Below are 20,487 nucleotides of genomic sequence, written 5' to 3' on the forward strand. Positions count from 1 at the left end.
AGGGAAATCTCACCTCAGGGGAAGGCAGAGCTCGGTCAGCAGATCCTCAGGCGCGGTCTGCCTTGGATCGTTGAGATTGATCTCGCAGCAGGGCAGGGGCGCTGGCGCCTCGCCGCTGGTCGACAGCCAGCCAAAGAGCTCCTGATACCCCTTGCCGATCTGGGCATAGGGTCCCTTGTAGAGCAGGACGGCCTGCTTCCCGCCCGGAACCTGATGGATTTCAACCACATCGTCTCCCTCAACATCAGGCCCCACCGTCAGTCCGGCAAGGGCTTCCTGGTCCTTGGGCGGTACGGTCGTCATGTCGCTGAGATAGACAGCGACGCCCACCGCCGGGGGCATGACAACTCCCTTCGGACCGGCCCAGGCCATAAGCCTGTCGAAGGCTGCGCCGATTTCCTGGGGCGGGCCCTTGTGACGGACCGCAGCAATGCGCAGGGCAGGGCGATTGAGGATGTGAACAGGCATGGCGGAGGCTCCCGGGATTTCCCTGCTGAAGGGCCTGAAGTCGGCCGGGCCTGATCCTGGAGCCCGATCCCCCAATCATGCCGGACGGCGATCCTAGCCTCAACAGCCTTTACGTCATTCTGGTCTCTGACGCCTGAAGTCGGCTTGACCCGGGGAGCGGGAGACTAATCCCCGGCGACCCAGGAAACATCAGCCCCCAGGGCGTTCAGGTTTTCCACGAACTTCGGGTGGGCCCGCTGGATGGGCGCCGCGTTCAGGATCATGGATTCCCCCTCAATGCTGGCGGCCAGCATGAAGAGGGCGATGGCGACGCGGATGATGTAGGGGCTTTCAACCGTGGCAGGCATGAGCGGCTTGCCGCCATAAATGATCAGCCGGTGCGGGTCGCACAGGACCGCATGGGCCCCGAACTTGCCCAGTTCCGAAGTCCAGCCCAGGGCGCCTTCATAAACCTTGTTCCAGTACATCACTGACCCCTCGGCGCGGACGCCCAGGGCGATGAAGATCGGCAGGAGGTCAGCCGGGACATAGGGCCAGGGCGCCGCCTCGACCTTGGTCAGGATGTTGGTTGTGAAAGGCTCGCGGATCTTCAGTCGACCGTCGATCCGGGCGCTGGAATAGCCGTCCTTGTGGGTCACTTCGACGCCGAACTTGGCGAAGGTGCGGTCCAGCAGGGGGAATTGCTCCACAGCGCCGTTCTTGATCTTCACCTCGCCGCCCGTGATGGCGCCCATGGCCAGGAAGGTGGCGATCTCGTGGAAGTCGTCGGCGAAGGTGAACTCGACGCCGTGCAGGGCCTCGACGCCGGTGACGACGATACGGGATCCGCCAACCCCTTCGATCTTCGCGCCCATCCGGGTCAGGAAGGTGCAGAATTCCTGGACATGGGGCTCGCAGGCCGCGTTGGTGAGCTGGGAGCGACCCTTTGCCGTGGCCGCGCAGAGGATGAAGTTCTCGGTCGTTGTGACCGAGGCATAGTCCAGCCAGTGATCTGCTGCTGTGAATCCCGCCGGCGTTGCGATGTGCAGGGCGTCCGGTTCGCGATCGACCTGGGCCCCGAAGGTCTGGAAGACTTCGATATGTGGGTCGATTTCCCGGGCGCCGAGGGTGCAGCCCGTCGCATCCTCCTCGATGCTCGCGGCGTTGAACCGGTGCAGCAGGGCAGGGATCAGCATCAGGGTCGAGCGCATGCCCAGGGGCAGGTGGGCCGCCTTTGGGTCAAGGCCAGCCGAGTGCTTGACCACCAGGGTGCCGGTCTCGAAATCCATGGAAACCGAGCTGCCCAGATTTCTGAAGAAATCCAGGATCTTGCGGACGTCCGTAATATCCGGAACCCGGTGCAGGGTGACGGTCTCTTCCGTCAGCAGGGTCGCGCACAGTATGGGCAGGACCGCATTCTTGTTGGCTGAGGGGCTCAGGGTCCCGCGCAGGGGACGACCGCCGCGCACGATCAGATTGGTCATGGTCGCGTCCTATTCGGCTGCGGATGCAGGGACGGCGCCCCTGTGTTCATGGTCTTCTTCGGCCAGCAGACGAACAGCCTCAAGGGCCGCCATACAGCCCATGCCTGCCGCCGTTACGGCCTGACGGTAGACGTCATCAGTGACATCACCAGCCGCAAAGACCCCCTGGATGGCTGTGGAGGCCGAGCCCGGGCGGACCTTGAGATAGCCCGAAGCGTCCATTTCCAGCTGGCCCTTGAAGAGTTCCGAGGCCGGGGCGTGGCCAATGGCGATGAACACACCATCGGCGGAGACGTCCTGAATCGCGCCGGTCTTGACGTTCTTCAGCTTCACGCCGGTCACGCTCATGGGGTCGGCCGAGCCCACGACTTCCTCAACAGCGCTGTCCCAGATGACCTCGACCTTGGGATTGGCGAAGAGGCGTTCCTGCAGGATCCTCTCGGCCCTGAACTCGGCCTTGCGGTGGACGACCGTGACCTTGGCCGCGAAGTTGGTGAGGAATAGGGCCTCTTCCACGGCGGTGTTGCCGCCGCCGACCACGATCACGTTCTTGCCGCGATAGAAGAAGCCGTCGCAGGTGGCGCAGGCCGAGACGCCGAAGCCCTGGAACTTCTGCTCGCTTTCCAGACCCAGCCACTTGGCCTGGGCGCCCGTGGCGATGATCAGGGTCTCGGTCAGCCAGACCGCGCCGCTGTCGCATTCCAGCCGGAAGGGGCGCTGGGACAGGTCGGCCTTCAGCACGATGTCCGTGATGATTTCGGTCCCCACATGCTCGGCCTGGGCCTGCATCTGCTCCATGAGCCAGGGTCCCTGAATCACCTCGGCAAAACCGGGATAGTTCTCGACATCGGTTGTGATGGTCAGCTGGCCGCCGGGCTGGATGCCCTGGATCAGAACGGGTTTCAGCAGGGCGCGGGCGGCATAGACCGCTGCGGTGTATCCGGCGGGGCCAGATCCGATGATCAGGCAGCGGGCAGTGCGGGGCGTCGTGGTCATGTCTCACATGTAAGAGAGATTCTGGTCCTGCGCGATGCCGTACGCCCAGATTCAGCGCGGCAAAAGCTCAATCAGCTTTTGCGCGATCCTGCTCGCTCCGGTTCCGTCGGTCAGGGCTGCCGAATTGGCGCTGAGTTTCGCGCGCAGGGTCAGGTCTGCGACGAGTCTGACAAAGGCGCGCTCCAGGCGGCTTTCGAAATTCGGGTCCTCTGAGTCAATACAGATGGCGGCCTCAAGTTCGGTCAGCCTGATGGCGGTTTCCCTGTCCGATGGCCGGACTGCCACAGCGATCAGGGGCAGACCCAGGGCTGAGGCCTCCCAAAGTCCGGCACCCATTGCAGATATGGCGAGATCGGCCCGTGCAGCGATCCTTGGACGCTCCAGAGGATGGTTGTTCAGGGTAAGGCGTGGGTCACGGGCTGAGATCCGGTCAAGGCCGCGCCGACCTTCGAAATCCTCTGGCAGGAGCACTTCCAGGGTTGCATCCCCGAGCCGGGGTCTCAGGTGGTCGACCATGCGCACGGTCAGGTCGGTTGGCGTATCAGCATCAATGGAAAGCAATAAACGCCGGACAGATCCGGGCTCGAAAACACGGCCAAGCCGCTGTTGCGCATACTCGCTGCTCATAAGGGCGAAGATCGGTCCCGTCAGGATTTCCGCGCTTTCGGGCGCCAGCGCCTTGTAGTTGGCCGGATCAGAGTTCATGGCCGGATTGACAACGATCCGGCCGCCAATTTCCCGATCGGCGGCGTCGTCAAGAATGACCGAAGGACGGTCCTTGGCCAGAGCCTCGTGGTCTGTTCGCCCCAGTCCCGGATGGTCAATGACGACAGCGTCATACTCCACACGGGCCGCCGCCCTGCATATCTCGTCTGAGGTGTCGCCTGCCGAAGTGGTTCGGGCCATGGCAGGCGAAAGGCCGTTGAGGCGCTGGGTGTTTTCCGGGGTTGCAATGAAGGTGCAGGCGCCGCCGCAATCCGCCAGGGCCTGGGCAAGGATCAGGCTGCGGGCCAGATGATCAATGCCATGGCCTGCGTGACCTGAAGCGACGAACAGGAAACGGGAATTGGTCTGAAGCATCCGCCTTCAGACCTCCAACTGGGCGTCGATCGCAGCCTTGTAGATCACGAAGAAGATTTCGGGATCATCCGGATCCAGGTTCTCCACCATGCCGGTGATCCGGTAGCCCCGCTGGACCAGCAGGTCTCTCATGATGACATTGGACTCATTGGCGGACACAAAGAAGCGGTCGTCAGTGAGGCCGATTTCAATATTGGATAGCAGGGCCGACGCTATGCCCATCCTGCGCCGGTTGGTCGCTGTTGCGATCAGTTCGAGAAAGGGGTGGCCGAAAAACTCACCCAGGACGGCGAAGGCTGTGATCCGATCATCCAGAAGCAGAACCTTCACGGTTCGGCCCATCTCGCCCCTAATTGCATTGCTGATGTAGTCGTAGCGGCGCTCCTCACGCTCAGCGACGGCGTCGACCCGGAGTATGTCCGGGACATCGCTGAGGGCCGCGAAGCGGATTTCGACACTCATAGTCAGAACGCCTTGCAGGTCTTGGGTGCGCAATAGGGGTGGCACGTTCCGAGGTCGGAATCACGTTAACGATTAATTGCGGCAGAATGCCGCAGGTGTCACCCCTGTCGTTGAGGCAAGAGGCGGTCGGCGCGAGCAATCACCTCGTCAGCCGCCTTATCGGTTTCCGCCAATGGGGGATAGGTCCAGGCGTGCAGGTCGCCCTCAAAGGGTCGGGCTATGCCAAGATGCTCGAGGTCCTGGTGGAAGAGCCTGAATTTCAGGCTTCCGCCATCCATTCTGGCAATGAACACCGGCTTGCCGGTCGCGGCGGCCTCGGTCGCCATGTTTGTTGAGTCTTCGGTGACCAGAACGGCGTCTGCAGCACCAAGAAAGGCAAAATAGGGGTTCTCGCCCTCCCCATCCCAGATGACCCCGGGCAGATGCCCCAGGCGGGCTGAAAGTATGCGGCGGGCGTCTGGCGGGGTGCGGCGGGAAAAGGTCGCCATGATGGATCCACCAGAATTCGCGATGGCGTTTTCTATGTCCCGGGCCAGGGCAGAGGCGCGCTCTGGCGAAAGGTCATGCGCCTTGGATTTTCCGCCGATCAGAACGGCCAGCCGCGGATGGGCAAGGGGTTCAAGCACGGAGGCGAACCTCGCCAGCTCCGATCTCAGTCTGTCTGGCGTCACGCGATGGGGCGACCCCGTTATGGGCAGGACGTTGTCGCCGTGGGTTCGATCGTGCTTGGGAGCTACCACCAGGTCAAATGGCGAGGTTGGCATGCGCGGGTCCTGGATCTGGACCACAAGACATTTGCCCTGGGACCAGCGCCGCATTCTGACAGAAAGGGGCAGGGTGGCCCGCCCCGCAGCTATCCAGATGTCAGGCCAGGGCGCCGAAATGTCGCTGTCAGGAGTCAGGGCCTGAACCGGAAATGGATTCAGGAACCAGGGTAAACGCCCGATCCTGCCCTTCCAGGCGATCGTCTTCACCTCAATTTCCGCAGGTGTGCGGCGGGAAACGGCTTCAGCCAGACCGAGGGCCGGCCCGGCATTGCCGGCCCGTCCGTCGGACACCGCCCAGATGCGAAGCGGGGCTAGACCCACTCGACCTTGAGGATCTCGTAAGCCTTGACGCCGCCAGGGGTGTTTACTTCCACCACATCGCCGGTTTCCTTGCCGATCATTGCGCGGGCGATCGGGGAGGTGATGGACACCTTGCCAGCCTTCACATCGGCCTCGTGCTCGCCGACGATCTGGTAGCGGGCTTCATCCTCGGTGTCTTCGTCCACCACCGAAACGGTCGCGCCGAACTTGACCTGGGTGCCGGACAGTTTGGAGACGTCGATAACCTGGGCGCGAGCCATCCGGTCCTCGATGTCGGCAATCTGGCCTTCAATCCAGCCCTGACGTTCCTTGGCCGCGTGATACTCGGCGTTCTCGGAAAGATCTCCATGCGCCCGGGCTTCCGAGATCGCAGCGATCACGGCCGGCCGTTCGATGGTCTTCAAACGCTTCAAGTCGTCGTCGAGAGCTTGATAGCCCTCGGCGGTCATCGGGACTTTTTCCATGGCAGATGGGACTCGGGTTCGCCCTGGGAATACAGGTTCGACCGTTGGGCGTGAGCGGCCGGGGGGAAGAAACTAGTCGAAACTGCTGGCTAATTCAAGGCCGTGCGGCGCACAACGCCTAGCTGCGGCCTTTGCCCTTTCCGCCACGTCCTGAGGAGGGCAGGCAGGATCTTGCGTCTATCCCATAAAGGGTCTGACCGAACTCGAATATGCCCCGTTCCACAAGTGTGCGCACGGCCATATGCAGAGGTTCCATACTGCTGGTTCCCCCGGACAGGTCAAAAATTGTTCCGTTGGCGAAGCCGAAGACCCCGGCCTTGATCTCCCGGCCAATGACCTGCTTCTGATAGGAGACGATGTCGACCACTTCCTGGGTCCGGGTGTTCACCAGGCGCAGATCGATGGCGACATTGATGACATAGTTGCGGGCGCGGAACGTGCCCTTGGGCGAGGTGACATCAAGCGCTCCAACCCCCAGGTCGACGCCGTTGGAACTGATATTGGAGTTCAGCTCGGTGACGCCGCCGACGATGTAGTAGTCGGACCCCGCCACCTGACCTTCAAAGATCCGCCGGTAGTTGTCGGCGGCCTTTCCGGCCAGTTCCGGGCTGTCTGAAAGGGTGTGCGCCTTGGCATAGGCCAGTTCAATGTCTGAAACGGTGGTGTCGTAACGTTCCACCACCCTGAATCCGGCCCGGCCCAGGGCCGTCAGGGCGAACAGGGTTGACCCCTGGCCGATCTGCGATCCCGTCTGAAGGTCATACTTGCCAGTCAGGTCGGCTATGCGACCAACCGTAACCCTCGGCGAGGCCAGACCCCGGTCCGCCGCCATTTTCAGTTCGCAAGTAAGCGCATCGGTATAGCTGGAGACATTGTCAGTGGCCGGCGCGCCGCCTGTGGGCCTGGCATAGAGACCGGTCTTGGAGTCCAGGGTCGTGCAGCCAGACAGGGCCGTAAGGCAGACCCCTGCAAGGCAGGCGGCCACCAATGGACGTTTAGGCGATCGGCCAGATTCAAACGGCATGGAGGCCTCGACTTGTTTCCCTGGGCCCAGAGCGCTCTCGGGGCATGGAGCCGACTTAAACCGGCAGCCCTTAAGACATGGTATGCGCTACCCGCAGTGGTGTTTCATTGTGGGAGTCTTCCAATGGATGTTCTCCCCAAGATCTGTTTCCAAACGACCGGACACCCCCTGGGATTCACCCTAAATTCCAGGTCGGAGCGAATACAATACAATAAAAACAATAGATTATGGATGGTGCGGCGAATTGGCACGGTGTCTGCAGTCGGAGGTCCAAGGCCGCTGTGGTCTCGGTTTGAAAAAGGAATTCAAAATGCTTCGCTACATGTCCGCCATTGCCTTCGCCGCTGGCGCCCTGTCCATCGCCGGTTCCGCCCAGGCCCAGTGCTCCGCCTGCGAACTGTTCCCGCCCATCAACAACACCCAGACCTTCACCCACGCCGTCCTGACCAATGCCGTCAACGTCAAGGTCGATGGCGTCCACGGCGACCTGAAGGTCTCCGGCACCGCAGTCGCCAACAACCTGTCGATCGACGCCGGCGAAGGCACCACGGGCACCATCAACAACAACCAGTCCTTCGCCTCTTACGGCACCAACATTTCGTCGACGGTCAATGTCGGCGCCAAGACCGCCGGTCTCGGCGATGTGGGCGGCGCTCTCGACGTCGAGAACACCGTGGTCGCCAACAACGCCAGCATCAAGCTCGGCGCCTGCTGCACCACCGCTCCCACGGTCAACAACGTCCAGACCGTGTCCTACGACCCGACCGCCATCGCCAACGTCAACCTGAACACGGTTGGTGGTGATGTCGACGTCGCCAACACGGCCGTCGCCAACAACCTGAGCATCGAAGGCCGCGTGGCCCAGATCAACAACACCCAGACCTCGTCCTGGGCTCCGGTCAACGCGACCGCCAACGTCAACCTCGGCTATGCCGGCGCCAACGTGAACGTCAGCGGCTCGGCCATTGGCAACAACCTGAGCTGGAAGCTCACCCCCGGTTCCTAAGAGCCTGGCCGCCCCGATCCGGTTCGCCGGGTCGGGGCGCCTTCCTTTGCTCAGTGTCTTTGTATTTCCACCTTTCCAGGAAGCAGGTGCAACCATGGTGAAGATCATCCTTCTGGGCGCTGCGGCGCTCTGCCTGATCGGCACTTCCGCCCAGGCTGCTGGTGCTGGCGGGATCAGCGCGACGCCAAGCCTTGAAGCGGGATATGGCAATGCGCGCGGCAGTGTTACGGGCGCGTTCAATCCCTCGACCCGGGACGCCAACAATAACCGCGTTGTCCAGGATGGTCTGATCCAGACCGGCCAGGGCGGCTCGCAGTTCCTTACGGGCGGCATGTCCGGAGGGGCGGCGACGCTCCAGAGCGGCGCGATCAGCACGACCAACTATGCGGTTGGCAATCTGATCAATCTTCAGGTCGGCGGGAACTGGAACACCATCGTTCTCAACACCACCCAGATCAACAATGGCGCCCTGTCGGCGGTCACCACCATCAATGGCGGGACCCAGACCAGCACAGGCCAGCTGAACTAGTCATTCCTGTTTACGGGGCGCTCGCTCCGAATTCGCCTGGAAGCCCGGCGCCCGTTGCAAACGGGCGTCGGGCTTTTGGCGTTTGCCGGCCTGTCTCAAAACAAGACGATGCTTCAGGTGAAATTGGCACAGGCTGTTCGCCTGGCGCGGGAAGTCGAGGCTGAAGCGCCGCGGAAAATTACCCAACACATTGAAGATAAAAAGAAAAAATCGTCCTCGCCCCAGGGGTGCGCTCTGGCCTCGCCCTTGCAAATCCGATGGACAAGAAACCCTGACGCACAAGGCGGTCGGGAAAGCAGATACAGAAACGGACCTGCGATATGAATACGGTGACGACGTTCAAGACCCTGCTGAAGACCACAGCCATGGTTGGTCTTCTGTTTGGCCCGCAACTGGTAGCCTCCGAAGCGCAGGCCCGCGACGCCGGCAACTATGTCTCCACCACAGGAGACGCGCTCGCAACGGACAACCAGACCGCCTATTCCGGCTCGCTGTTCTGTCTTGCCGATACCGCCCATCGCCGCGGATGGACAGCGCCTCGCATGGCGGTCGGCCGCATTGCCGACATGACCGGCAAGAGCAATCTCGATGAAGGGGCGAAGGTGACCCAGGGCGCCTCGCTCTTCGCCATCACAGCCCTTGGCAAGGCCGGGCTGCCTGTTGTTGAGCGCCTGGACTCGTCAGTTTCCGAGATCGAACTCAACTATGCCAAGCAGCATCTGCTGTCTGACACCCCTGAGCGGGCCGGCATTGACCCCAACAACTATCGCAAGACCCTGGCCGGTCAGATCGCTGGCTCAGGCTACTATATTGTCGGCGGGGTCACCGAACTGAACAACAACATCAAGTCGTCCGGCTTCCAGCTGGTTGGCAGCAGCGCTGCTTCCAACCCCCTCAATCCGGCTGGCCAGGGCCAGATCACCAACCGCAACTATGTCCTGAATGTTGGCGTCGACCTGCGGCTTGTGAACTCGACCACCCAGGAAGTGGTGAAGACGGTCTCCTTCCAGAAGCAGATCATCGGTCATGAGAACGAGGCCACACTGGGCGGCAGCAAGTCGCGCAAGATCCTCGGCCTGACCGGCGGTGTCAGCGCCATTGAGCCGATCCAGGCTGGCGTCCGCGCCCTGATCGAACTGGGCGTCTATCAGCTGGCCGACTTCGTCTATACCGGGGAAAACGGTTCAGGCTGCATGTCGGACACCAGCCGGAAGTACGCCGCCATGGACTCGGTCCGCCCGGTCTATAATCCGCCCGTCTATGACGAGCCCCGCCCGATGCTGCGCCAGGCTGAGCCCTCCTATGTCCGGCCGACCTATAACCCTCCGGCCTATGACAACCGCGACATTGCGCCGACCTATGCGGCGCCCCAGCCCCAATACCAGCCCCAATACCAGCCCCAGTACCGGGACAGCTATTCGTCGCAATCCCAGTATCAGTCACAATATCAGGGCCGATACGAAGAGCCCCTTCCGCAGGTCAGTCAGGCTCCCCAGTCGCAGTATCCGGGGGCATATCAAAGCCAGGTTGAGCCCCAGTACGCGCCCCAGCAGTACGCGCCCCAATACCAGGAACAGTACCAGCAGCAGTACCAGCAGCCCTATCAGGGTCAGCCTCAGGACCTGCCCCGTTACCTTCGGGACAGCTGGCGGCGCTAGCCGAGGGGCGCCGAAGCGGCGACGGAAGGTTTGGGCTCCGGAGAATCCGGCTCAGGTGACAGAGGTTCAGGTGATAAAGGCCCAGGCGACTGGGCCTTTGTTTCCGTTTGAGCGGGCGCTGCAGGATTGAGCGGGGCGACTTCAGGAGGCGGGGGCAGGGGAACGACTGACGGCGGTCCGTAGGGAATGGCAGTTACGGGTATGCGTCTGACAGCGACGCCCATGACCCCTTTCCAGATTTCGGCCGGCACACTGCCACCGGTCACCCGGACCATGGGCTTTGAGTCATCTCTCCCGACCCAGACCACAGTCGTCGCCTGGCCGGTATAGCCTGCGAACCAGGCGTCCCGGTAATCTGAGGTGGTGCCGGTCTTGCCGGCCACGTCATAGCCCTTCAGCGCCGCCTTGGTTCCGGTGCCCGACGTGACCACGGCGCGGAGCATGCGGTTGAGCTGGCTGAGGGCGGGATTGCCGGCGGCGGGAACCCCGGCGACCGCTGGCCGGGCATAGATCACGCCGCCCGACGCGGCGCGGATGCGCAGCAGACCATAGGCGTTCACGCGATTGCCGCCATTGGCGAAGGTCGTATAGGCCTGGGCCATCTCGAGCGGGGTGACCAGGGTCGTCCCCAAAGCCATGGCAGGATCTGTATTCACGGTGGAAACAATGCCGACCCGGCGGGCGAGCGCCGCCACATTGGGCCGACCGACCTCGTCGGCCAGCCTTGCGGCGACTGTATTGACCGACTTGGCCAGGGCGACCTCCATGGAGATCGGGCCCAGATTGCCCGGTTCGTAATTGCTGGGGGACCAGCCGGATATGGTCACAGGCTCGTCGACGACCAGGTCATCCGGGCTGCGCCCGGTTTCGAGGGCGGCAAGGTACACAAACGGCTTCCAGGCCGACCCCGCCTGGCGGTGGGCGTCGACCACACGGTCAAAGGGGCTTTTGGCGTAGTCGGCCCCGCCCACGAAGGCGCGGACAGCTCCGGACCCATCCAGTGTCACAACGGCCGCCTGCTGGACGCCCTGCTTGTAGTGGGTGCTGACGGCGCCTCGCACAGCGTCTGCAGCATCGCTTTCCAGGCGCATGTCGAGGGTTGTTTCGACGATCAGGTCGGACTTCTGCGCGCCGATCCGGGCCTTTGCCTGGGTGTCGATCCAGTCGACAAAGTACTGGGCAGGCGCGGTGGGTGATGTTTTCCAGACCCGCGGCTTCTCGGCCAGCGCCTTGGCATGCTGAGCCGGGGTGATGGCGCCGGTCTCGACCATGGCGTTCAGGACCAGAGCCGTGCGGTCCGCCGACTTCTTGGGCTGATCGACAGGATTGTAATTGCTGGGCGCCTTCAGGATCGCAGCCAGCATGGCCGCTTCGCGCACAGACAGTCTGGACGCCGGCTTGTTGAAGTAACGCTGGGCCGCCGCCTCAAGTCCATAGGCGCCTTCGCCGAAATAGACCCGGCTGAGGTAGAGCCCCAGGATCTGCTTCTTCGAATAGGTCTGCTCCATCTGCATGGCCATGACCGCTTCCCTGGCCTTGCGCTCCACCGTCTGCTCAGAGGTCAGGAAGACGTTCTTCACGGTCTGCTGGGTGATGGTCGAGGCGCCCTGGCGTTTGCCGTCGGCAATATCAGCGACAATGGCTCTGGCGATCCCCATCGGATCAACCCCGCTGTGCTCGTAGAACCGCCGATCTTCAATGGAGACGAAGGCGGCGGGGATATGGGCGGGGAGGCGCGAGATATCGACGGGCGGAGCATAGCGTCCCCCGCGAACGCCGATAACCTGACCATTCCGGTCCAGATAGGTGATCTGGGGGTCGCGCCGTATGGCGGGCAGGGGCGGTATGTCCTGCAGGCGCGGCAGATCCGAGAGGGCGCCTGTGATTGAAACGGCTGCGACTAGTCCAATCACGGGAAGGCTCCTCTAACCGGCCTGCAAATGCCGACGAATGAGGGCGATCTTGTGTCGTGCTCCCGGCTCCAGGCCAAGATAATTCGCGGTAATCTAGTTGCTCTCAGAGACGATGGCGCCCTGCAGTTCATCGGCGTCCGGCGCCTCGTAAATGCCCTCCATGAAGTCGAACATCTGCGGCGTGACGACCATGGAGAAGGTCTCACCCTTCACTTCGTTGCGGGACAGCACCCGCGCCCGGCGGATGTCCCTGGGCGCCGTTACAAAGTGGAACTGCAAGGGCAGCTCGCAGGCCTGGGCGATTTCAGCCACCCGTGCCCTGTCGCCCTTGCGGGTGAGGCCCAGGTCAAGGACCACACTGGTTCCTGCTGCCATGGCCCCTGCCGCCACCGACCAGATCTGGGCCTCGCAGCGCTCAACCCGCTCCATGACCCAGGTGAACTCGATCGGATCAGGCATGTCTGCAGCGAAGAGCCGGGCCATCCAGTCGTCGATCGCGAAATGGACGGCAGGCTCCCGACGAGCCAGGCTCTGGGCGTAGGTGGACTTGCCGGCGCCAGAGGGGCCGAAGATCACATGCAGTGTGGCGGTCATGGGACTGCGGCTACTTGACGGAGAAACCCCCGTCAATGACCAGCTCGGCGCCGGTGACATAGCGACTTTCCGCACTGGCCAGCCAGAGAATGCCATTGGCAATGTCCTCCGGCAGCCCCTTGACCCCCAGGGGAACGGCGTCGGCGGTCATGGCGTCCAGGGTGGCGCTACGGGGTGCGCGGGCATTGTCTCCGGGTTCACCCGTCCCGATGATGGTGTCCCAGATCGGGGTCTCGATGATGCCGGGGTGGACCGAATTGCACCGTATGCCGTCCTTGGCGTTGGCGCATTCCATGGCGACGGACTTGGTGAAGAGCCGGACTGCGCCCTTGGTGGCGCAATAGCCCGCGAGAATGGGCGAGCCCTTCAGGCCTGCGACGGACGAGATGTTGATGATGCTGCCGCCATCGCCGCTGGCCCGCATCAGGGGAATGCCGTGCTTGCAGCCCAGGAAGACGCCGTCGACATTGATGGCGGTCTGTCGCTGGAAATCGGCCAGGGTCATATCCAGGACTGAAGCGGAAATGCCGATGCCGGCATTGTTGACCAGGACGTCGAGGCGGCCGTGTCGCGCCTTGATGGCGGCGATCACGTCGATCCAGGCCTGTTCCTGGGTGACGTCATGGTGGTGGTACTCGGCCTTGCCGCCCATGGCCTGGATGGCGGCGACGACTTCAGCGCCCTTGGCGTCCTGCAGGTCGGTGACGACAACCAGGGCGCCTTCCTGCGCCAGGCGCTCGGCTGCGGCGCGGCCGATGCCGCTGGATCCGCCTGTGACCAGGGCCACCATGCCTTGAACTCGACCCGCCATGTGAAGTCCTCCCTTATCGGCGTTAAGTTGGTTGGCGACATGCCTAGCCGAACGACCATGGCATGCAAGCGGCGAGCACGGCCCAGCCGGAAAATTGGCACACGACTTGCCGATTTCAGGGGGAACAGTCCCGATTTGAGACCCTGAACATGAAATCGATCTTTGTTTCCGACCTGTCTGCCCTGGCTTCGAAGCTGAACCGCGACGAGGGCGGCGCGACCGCCATTGAGTACGCCCTAATGGCTTCTGTGATGGGGTTGGTGATCCTCGGTGCTGCCTCGCATCTTGGGGCGTCTCTCGAGCAGACCTATAACGGGATAGCCGCCGCCCTGAGCGACGAGCCCAACGTGTCGGCCACCACCCGGTAGTCAGACCGTGTCGGCAAGTCCCAAGCGACCACTCTGGAAGACCTTGCGGGTGGCCTTGCCGCTCGCCCTGGCCATCTGGTGCCTGAACCCCCTGGTTCGGGTCGACCGTGCGGTGACCGACCTCTTGCTGGCGAGAGGGCAGGTTGCTGTTTCGGACAGGTATGTCTTTGTCAGGATGACCCAGGAGGACCTGGTTCGCCTTGAGCATGTATCCGCCCAGAGATCTGCGATTGCCGACGTGGTCGACAGCGCCCGAGCCGGCGGCGCCCAAAGACTTCTGCTGGACTTTATCTTCAGTGGAGAAGAAGCCAACCAGGGTGATCGGGACCTGGAAGGCGCGATCAGGCGCTTTGGTGAAGACCGGGTGGCTATTGCTTCGAACAATCGACAGGACCTGCCCAGACCCAAGGGGTTCTATGAGTCTGCGATACAGGTTGAAGGCGCCTTGACGCCCGATGTGGATGGCCGTTTCCGGTCGGTTGCGAGCCCGGCTGGAGCCCACTTCGCCAACGCCGCTCTCTGGCTCTCGTCAGGAAACATCGCAGCGGAATCCACTCCACTGGACCTTTCCATAGCGCCCGGGTCCGTCAGGACAGTGACCCTGGATGCAGCCCGAAACCCTGAGAATGTGGCGCAGTTCAAGGACAAGGTTGTCGTTGTCTCTCTGACCCGCGTGGCGTCCAGGGCCCGCGTCGCCATGCCCGTTTATGGACTGACAGATCGTGGTCCCTTCTTCCTGGTTGGCGCCCAGTCTGTCGACAGGGAGGCGTCCGCACGCAAGGTGATCGCAGGATGGACCGGCGCGGGGCTCGCCCTGGCCTGTGTCGCAGCTGGCCTTTGGCTGGGAGCCTTCCTGCGCACCGCCTGGACATTGACGGCGTCATGCCTGGCGGCGTCAGGCGTCGCCATTGCAGCCGGGCTCCTTGCCACAGAGATAGCTGGACAGGCGGTCTATCCCCTGGCGCTGGCGCTCATCCTGACAGGGTCCTTGCTGACGGCGGTTGCACTCCGCCTGCAACTGCATGAGCTGGTGAAGACCTTCCTGGCCGGCGACCTGAGCCCTGAAGAGGCCTGGGCCTGGCGCAGTCAGGCTCAGGTTGACCAGCCGGTCCTGCTGCTGGGCGTCGGCGGCGTCATCAAGCGCGCCAATGCCGAGGCTGTTCGCGCCTTCGGTCTGACCAGGGCGCCCAGAGCCTGGATTGGCCCGGAAGTGTCCCGATACTGCATGTCATCGCTTGCGCACGGCGGCCTGCGTGGGGTTCAGAAAGACTTCGGCGGGACAACCTGGCGGCTGGAATGGCTGAGCGGCGACATGGCGCTGGCGGTTTTCCGCGATGTGACCGACCAGACAGTTCTGGTGGATGACCTTGAGCGCAAGCTGGTGACGGATCCGCTTACGGGCGTGCGCAATCGCCTGGGATTTGACCGCGCCATTGGCGAGGTCCGACTGGGCGCCGGAGAAAAGTGCGGTGTCTTCTTCCTTGACCTCAACGGGTTCAAACAGATCAACGACACCCACGGGCATGCGGTCGGCGACGAGTTGCTGAGGGTTGTGGCCAAACGGTTCTCTTCGGTCACCCGCTCACAGGACGTAATCGCGCGGTTGGGGGGCGATGAGTTCGCCATTCTGACCCGTGGTGACATTACCTCCCTCAAGGCCGTGCGTACGGTCGACAACCTGGAATCCTGCCTGGATGAGGTCATCCGGCTGAATGGCCTGGCCGTGAAGGTCGGCGTGGCTGTCGGCTTCGCCCTGAGCACCGAAGAGGACACTGACATCATGGCAGTGGTGGAGCGGGCGGATCAGGACATGTATGAGCGCAAGAGGATCCAGAAGTTGTCGCCCCGCCGCAATGCCCAAGGGGCTGACCATTTCGTCTACCCGGCGTCAGCGGACGGCATGAGGGCCTGATTTAGGCCTGCCAGACCGTCGCTATTCGACCTCTTTCAGAATGGCTTCGATGCGGGCGATGCGGGCCTTGAGATCCCCCAGTGTGGTGGCCGCCTCGGCCTGGGCCGCCGAGGATTGCTCGGCCATTTCCCGATAGCTCAGCTCCTGGGCGATCCGGGCTCTCGCCTGGGCGAGTGACGAAAAGTAACGCATGGCGAAGATGATCACGACTGTGCCCATAAACAGGCTCAGGGTCAGAAAATACACGGGCGTGGACATGGTGCTTCTCTAGGCTTCAGGTTTCGGGGTGAGGGTGGCCGCCGCCGCTGCGATGGCTTCCGGGGTAAGCTCGACAGCGAAGTCGGTCAGGTCGAAGAAGTTCAAGGCCTTGCCGTCCGGAGACAGCTCCAGCTGACTGACCACCAGTCCCGCATCCTCCAGCTTCTGCAGGTGCAGATGCAGCAGGGGGCGGCTGATGCCGATCTCGCGCGCCATGGCGCTGATGTACTGGCGGCCGCCGGCCGAGAGGGAAGCTATGATCCGCAAGCGGTGTGGGTTGGCCAGGGCTGACAGCATGGCCAGCAACTGGTCTCCGGTCGGTGGGATTCGATCCATGCGTCAGGAATAACTTACGCATGTCAGATGGTCAAGTCTTGCTTGGGGCGGGCCAACCGTTAGGACAGGTCACCATGACCATACTGATCCGACCCTGCGTGCCGAGCGACGCCCGGGTGCTCTCCCTGCTGGGGCAGGCCACCATGTTGGCGACCTATGCGGAAACCGTGCCGGTAGAGGACATTCTCCAGCACTGCGAAGGTCCGCACAGCATCGCGCGCTATGTCGACTTCCTGTCCCGGCCTGATCACCGACTCTGGCTTGCCGAGTATGAGGCGACCTCGGCCCCGGTGGGCTATGCCGTCATGGGCCCCTGCGAACTGCCGGTTGATCCCCTGGCGGGCGATGTGGAGCTCAAGCGGATCTATGTCCTTCAGGGCTTCCATGGATCCGGACTTGGCGCCCGGCTGGTCTCCACCGTGGTCGAAGCCGCCATGTCAGCGGGCTTCAGACGCCTGCTGCTGAGCGTCTACTCCAGGAATGAAAACGCCATCGGCTTCTACGGCCGTCAGGGCTTCATCCAGGTCGGCGAGCACCGGTTTCCCGTTGGCGCCAACGACTATGACGACTTCATCCTGGCAAAGGCGCTTCAGGCGTAACTCTGCAGCGGCCGCACGTCCAAGGCCCCATTGGCCATTTCCACAATGGCCTGTGACGCCGCGAGGGCCCCGGCTGTCGTGGTGTAGTAGGGGATCTTCATCATCAGGGCGGTGCGGCGGATTTCATAGCTGTCGGCCAGGGACTGCTTGCCCTCTGTGGTGTTGAACACCAGCTGGACGTCGCCATTCTTCATGGCGTCGACAATATGCGGGCGGCCTTCGAGGACCTTCTTCACCGTCTCGACATTCAGGCCCTGGGCCGTCAGGTGGGCGGCGGTGCCGCTGGTCGCCAGGACCCTGAAGCCCTGTTCCAGCAAGAGGCGCACGGGCTCGACCACCCAGGGCTTGTCGGTTTCCTTCACCGAGACAAAAACCGTCCCGGCCTCGGGCAGGATGGTGCCGCCGCCCAGCTGGCTCTTGGCGAAGGCCCGGGCGAAGGCCGCGGCCTTGGTGCCGCCGGGGCGCTGCCAGTCCAGGCCCATGACCTCGCCGGTAGAGCGCATTTCCGGGCCCAGAATGGTGTCGACACCGGCGAAGCGGGCGAAGGGGAAGACGGCTTCCTTGACCGCCACGTGATCATAGACCCGCTCGGTCAGACCGAAACTGGCCAGGCTCACACCCGCCATCACCTTGGCGGCGATTGCGGCTATGGGCGCACCAATGGTCTTTGCCACGAAGGGCACGGTCCGGCTGGCCCGGGGATTGACCTCCAGCACGAAGATCCGTGGGCTTTCCGAGTGCGGCTCTTCAATGGCGAACTGCACATTCATCAGGCCGCGCACATTCAGGGCGAAGGCCATGGCCTCGGTCTGGCGCTTCAGCTCGTCGATGGTTTCCGGCTTCAGCGAGAAGGGGGGCAGGGAACAGGCGCTGTCGCCTGAGTGGACCCCGGCCTCTTCGATGTGCTCCATGACCCCGGCCACAAAGACGGTCTCGCCATCGCACAGGGCGTCGACGTCCACTTCGGTGGCGCGGGACAGGTACTGGTCGATGAGCACCGGGCTGTCGCCGCTGACCTTCACCGCATGGGTGATGTAGCGCTCCAGCTGCTCGTCATCGCGGACGATTTCCATGGCCCGGCCGCCCAGGACGTAGGACGGACGGATGACCACCGGATAGCCGACCTGATGTGCCGCCGCGAAGGCTTCATCCCGCGACCGGGCGATGGCGTTGACCGGCTGGGCGATCTCCAGCTTGTGCAGCAGCTGCTGGAACCGCTCGCGGTCCTCGGCCAGGTCGATGGCGTCAGGGCTGGTGCCGAGGATCGGAATGCCGGCGTCTTCCAGGGCCTGGGCCAGCTTGAGCGGCGTCTGGCCGCCGAACTGGACGATGACGCCCAGCAGGGTTCCGGCGCGCTGCTCGACGGCGATCAGCTCGAGGACGTCTTCCGCCGTCAGGGGTTCGAAATAAAGGCGGTCCGAGGTGTCATAGTCGGTGGAGACGGTCTCGGGATTGCAGTTGACCATGATGGACTCCACCCCGATGTCGGCCAGGGCGAAGGCGGCGTGGCAGCAGCAATAGTCGAACTCGATCCCCTGGCCGATCCGGTTGGGTCCGCCGCCAAGGATGATGGCCTTGCGGGCGCCCGATGGCTCGCTCTCACAGTCGGGAGTCTGGCCCAGGACACCGGTCTCATAGGTGGAATACATGTAGGGCGTCTCGGCGCGGAACTCGCCGGCGCAGGTGTCGATGCGCTTGTAGACCGGGCGGACCCCAAGGGCCTGACGGGCGGCGCGGACCTGTCCCTCGGCAATGCGGGTCAGCATGGCCAGGCGGGCGTCGGAGAAGCCCTGGGCCTTGAGGGCGCGGAACCCCTGGGCGGTGGTGGGAAGGCCGCCGGCGCGGATCAGGCCTTCCTCCCGGACCAGTTCCTGGATCTGACGCAGGAACCAGGGCTCATAGGAACAGGCTGCGTTGACGTCCTCGACGCTCAGGCCGTGACGGAAGGCCTGGGCGATGACCCGCAGTCGGTCAGGGGTAGGGTTGCCCAGGGCGCGGACCACGGCGGCGTGGCCGGTCTCGGGATCGGCGGAGCCTTCGATATCCACCTCATCCAGGCCGCTCAGGCCGGTCTCAAGCCCACGCAGGGCCTTCTGCAGGCTTTCCTTGAAGGTCCGGCCAATGGCCATGACCTCGCCCACCGACTTCATGGACGTGGTCAGATGGGGTTCCGAACCTGGATACTTCTCGAAGGCGAAGCGCGGAATCTTGGTGACCACATAGTCGATGCTGGGCTCGAACGAGGCCGGCGTCGCCCCGGTGATGTCGTTCATCAGCTCATCCAGGGTGTAGCCGACAGCAAGGCGGGCGGCGACCTTGGCGATCGGGAAGCCTGTAGCCTTGGAGGCCAGGGCCGAGGACCGCGACACTCGGGGGTTCATCTCGATGACCACCATCCGGCCGTCAGCAGGATTGACCGCGAACTGGACGTTGGACCCGCCGGTCTCGACGCCGATCTCACGCAGGACGGCGATCGAGGCCGACCGCATGATCTGGTATTCCTTGTCCGTCAGGGTCAGGGCAGGCGCGACGGTGATGGAATCGCCGGTGTGGACCCCCATCGGATCAATGTTCTCGATGGAGCAGACGATGATGCAGTTGTCCGCCTTGTCGCGGACGACCTCCATCTCATACTCCTTCCAGCCCAGGACGCTTTCCTCGATCAGCACTTCGGTGGTCGGGGACAGGTCCAGGCCGCGTTCCACGATCTCGCGGAACTCTTCCATGTTGTAGGCGATGCCGCCGCCGGTCCCGGCCAGGGTGAAGGAGGGACGGACAATGGCGGGCAGGCCGACGAATTCGAGGCCTTCCAGGGCTTCATCCATGTTGTGAGCGGCCTTGGACTTGGGGCTTTCGAGACCCAGCTTGTCCATGGCGTCGCGGAACTTCTGGCGGTCCTCGGCCTTGTCGATGACATCGGCCTTGGCGCCGATCATCTCGACTCCGTACTTCGCCAGCGCCCCTGAGGCCTCCAGGGCAAGAGCGGTGTTCAGGGCCGTCTGTCCGCCCATGGTCGGCAGAAGGGCGTCGGGCCGCTCCTTGGCGATGATCTTTTCAACCATCTCCGGGGTGATGGGCTCGATATAGGTCGCATCGGCCACATCAGGATCGGTCATGATGGTGGCGGGATTGGAATTGACCAGGATGATCCGGTAGCCCTCGGCGCGCAGGGCCTTGCAGGCCTGGACCCCGGAATAGTCGAATTCGCAGGCCTGTCCGATGACAATGGGACCCGCGCCGATGATCAGGATCGAAGAGATGTCGGTGCGTTTGGGCATCAAATTCCGTTCGCGCAAATGGGCGGCCGCGCTGCTGGCGCGCCGTGCCCGGTCAATCTGTAGGTTAAGACGCCCGTTTAGAGACGGAGTCGGGATGGCGCAAGCGGCGAGGGCGCCTTCTGAGGGCATCGCGACAAAAAGAAACGGGCCGGTGTCGCCACCGGCCCGACTTAAGCCGCC

General features: G+C 63.2%; 19 protein-coding genes and 1 pseudogene. 6 read left to right on the forward strand and 14 right to left on the reverse strand.

Annotated elements, in window-relative coordinates:
• Positions 1-9: 9 nt before the first annotated feature.
• The 8 genes from CFE28_06015 to CFE28_06050 form a co-directional block, all read right to left on the reverse strand.
• Complete coding sequence (locus CFE28_06015) at positions 10-468, reverse strand: hypothetical protein (GenBank protein ID OYU69592.1); 459 nt, start codon at positions 466-468, stop codon at positions 10-12.
• Positions 469-632: 164 nt separating this feature from the next.
• Entirely contained in the window at positions 633-1,931 is a 1,299-nt protein-coding gene (locus tag CFE28_06020; GenBank protein OYU69593.1) for a UDP-N-acetylglucosamine 1-carboxyvinyltransferase, read from the reverse strand.
• Between the two features lie 9 nt (positions 1,932-1,940).
• Positions 1,941-2,927, reverse strand: coding sequence for a thioredoxin-disulfide reductase (gene trxB, locus CFE28_06025; protein OYU69594.1), 987 nt, complete (start codon positions 2,925-2,927; stop codon positions 1,941-1,943).
• A gap of 51 nt (positions 2,928-2,978) precedes the next feature.
• Positions 2,979-4,007, reverse strand: a complete 1,029-nt coding sequence (locus tag CFE28_06030; GenBank protein OYU69595.1) for a hypothetical protein — start codon at positions 4,005-4,007, stop codon at positions 2,979-2,981.
• A gap of 6 nt (positions 4,008-4,013) precedes the next feature.
• Entirely contained in the window at positions 4,014-4,469 is a 456-nt protein-coding gene (locus CFE28_06035; protein ID OYU69596.1) for a hypothetical protein, read from the reverse strand.
• A 98-nt stretch (positions 4,470-4,567) separates the two neighbouring features.
• Positions 4,568-5,557, reverse strand: a complete 990-nt coding sequence (locus CFE28_06040; protein ID OYU69597.1) for a nucleoside-diphosphate sugar epimerase — start codon at positions 5,555-5,557, stop codon at positions 4,568-4,570.
• Positions 5,548-6,021: a transcription elongation factor GreA gene (locus tag CFE28_06045; GenBank protein ID OYU69598.1), complete on the reverse strand. Its 474-nt coding sequence runs from the start codon at positions 6,019-6,021 to the stop codon at positions 5,548-5,550. Before CFE28_06045 ends, CFE28_06040 begins: the two co-directional genes overlap by 10 nt.
• Before the next feature lie 118 nt (positions 6,022-6,139).
• Positions 6,140-7,045 (reverse strand): curli assembly protein CsgG, encoded by a 906-nt coding sequence (locus CFE28_06050; GenBank protein OYU69599.1) that lies wholly within the window; start codon positions 7,043-7,045, stop codon positions 6,140-6,142.
• Between the two features lie 310 nt (positions 7,046-7,355).
• Here CFE28_06050 and CFE28_06055 point away from each other — a divergent pair, with 310 nt between their 5' ends.
• From CFE28_06055 to CFE28_06065, 3 genes and pseudogenes are all read left to right on the forward strand, one after another.
• Complete coding sequence (locus tag CFE28_06055; protein OYU69600.1) at positions 7,356-8,051, forward strand: hypothetical protein; 696 nt, start codon at positions 7,356-7,358, stop codon at positions 8,049-8,051.
• A gap of 94 nt (positions 8,052-8,145) precedes the next feature.
• The gene (locus CFE28_06060; GenBank protein ID OYU69601.1) at positions 8,146-8,580 is read left to right on the forward strand and encodes an endonuclease; all 435 of its coding nucleotides are present in this window, start codon (positions 8,146-8,148) and stop codon (positions 8,578-8,580) included.
• 365 nt (positions 8,581-8,945) lie between these two features.
• Positions 8,946-9,752, forward strand: a pseudogene (locus CFE28_06065) (curli assembly protein CsgG).
• A 482-nt stretch (positions 9,753-10,234) separates the two neighbouring features.
• On the opposite strand, the gene CFE28_06070 reads toward CFE28_06065, so the two are convergent.
• The 3 genes from CFE28_06070 to CFE28_06080 all read right to left on the reverse strand — a co-directional run bounded on the left by CFE28_06070 (position 10,235) and on the right by CFE28_06080 (position 13,556).
• Positions 10,235-12,151, reverse strand: coding sequence for a penicillin-binding protein (locus tag CFE28_06070; protein OYU69602.1), 1,917 nt, complete (start codon positions 12,149-12,151; stop codon positions 10,235-10,237).
• Between the two features lie 93 nt (positions 12,152-12,244).
• Complete coding sequence (locus tag CFE28_06075) at positions 12,245-12,841, reverse strand: kinase (protein ID OYU69603.1); 597 nt, start codon at positions 12,839-12,841, stop codon at positions 12,245-12,247.
• The gene (locus tag CFE28_06080) at positions 12,756-13,556 is read right to left on the reverse strand and encodes a dehydrogenase (GenBank protein ID OYU69604.1); all 801 of its coding nucleotides are present in this window, start codon (positions 13,554-13,556) and stop codon (positions 12,756-12,758) included. The genes CFE28_06075 and CFE28_06080 overlap by 86 nt, the downstream gene beginning before the upstream one ends.
• 62 nt (positions 13,557-13,618) lie before the next feature.
• Between CFE28_06080 and CFE28_06085 the strand changes: the two genes are divergently transcribed.
• Both CFE28_06085 and CFE28_06090 read left to right on the forward strand, forming a co-directional pair.
• Positions 13,619-13,924 (forward strand): hypothetical protein, encoded by a 306-nt coding sequence (locus CFE28_06085; GenBank protein OYU69605.1) that lies wholly within the window; start codon positions 13,619-13,621, stop codon positions 13,922-13,924.
• A 7-nt stretch (positions 13,925-13,931) separates the two neighbouring features.
• Positions 13,932-15,836, forward strand: coding sequence for a hypothetical protein (locus CFE28_06090; protein OYU69606.1), 1,905 nt, complete (start codon positions 13,932-13,934; stop codon positions 15,834-15,836).
• 21 nt (positions 15,837-15,857) lie between these two features.
• Here CFE28_06090 and CFE28_06095 read toward each other — a convergent pair whose 3' ends face one another.
• Both CFE28_06095 and CFE28_06100 read right to left on the reverse strand, forming a co-directional pair.
• Complete coding sequence (locus tag CFE28_06095; GenBank protein OYU69607.1) at positions 15,858-16,094, reverse strand: hypothetical protein; 237 nt, start codon at positions 16,092-16,094, stop codon at positions 15,858-15,860.
• Between the two features lie 9 nt (positions 16,095-16,103).
• Complete coding sequence (locus CFE28_06100) at positions 16,104-16,391, reverse strand: transcriptional regulator (GenBank protein ID OYU71582.1); 288 nt, start codon at positions 16,389-16,391, stop codon at positions 16,104-16,106.
• Between the two features lie 59 nt (positions 16,392-16,450).
• Between CFE28_06100 and CFE28_06105 the strand changes: the two genes are divergently transcribed.
• Positions 16,451-17,029, forward strand: coding sequence for a GNAT family N-acetyltransferase (locus CFE28_06105; protein OYU69608.1), 579 nt, complete (start codon positions 16,451-16,453; stop codon positions 17,027-17,029).
• Here CFE28_06105 and CFE28_06110 read toward each other — a convergent pair.
• The gene (locus tag CFE28_06110; protein ID OYU69609.1) at positions 17,020-20,307 is read right to left on the reverse strand and encodes a carbamoyl phosphate synthase large subunit; all 3,288 of its coding nucleotides are present in this window, start codon (positions 20,305-20,307) and stop codon (positions 17,020-17,022) included. The two genes, CFE28_06105 and CFE28_06110, sit on opposite strands and share 10 nt — an antisense overlap.
• Positions 20,308-20,487: the final 180 nt, after the last annotated feature.

It is taken from the genome of Alphaproteobacteria bacterium PA2 (genome assembly GCA_002256425.1).
Taxonomy (GTDB): domain Bacteria; phylum Pseudomonadota; class Alphaproteobacteria; order Caulobacterales; family Caulobacteraceae; genus Phenylobacterium.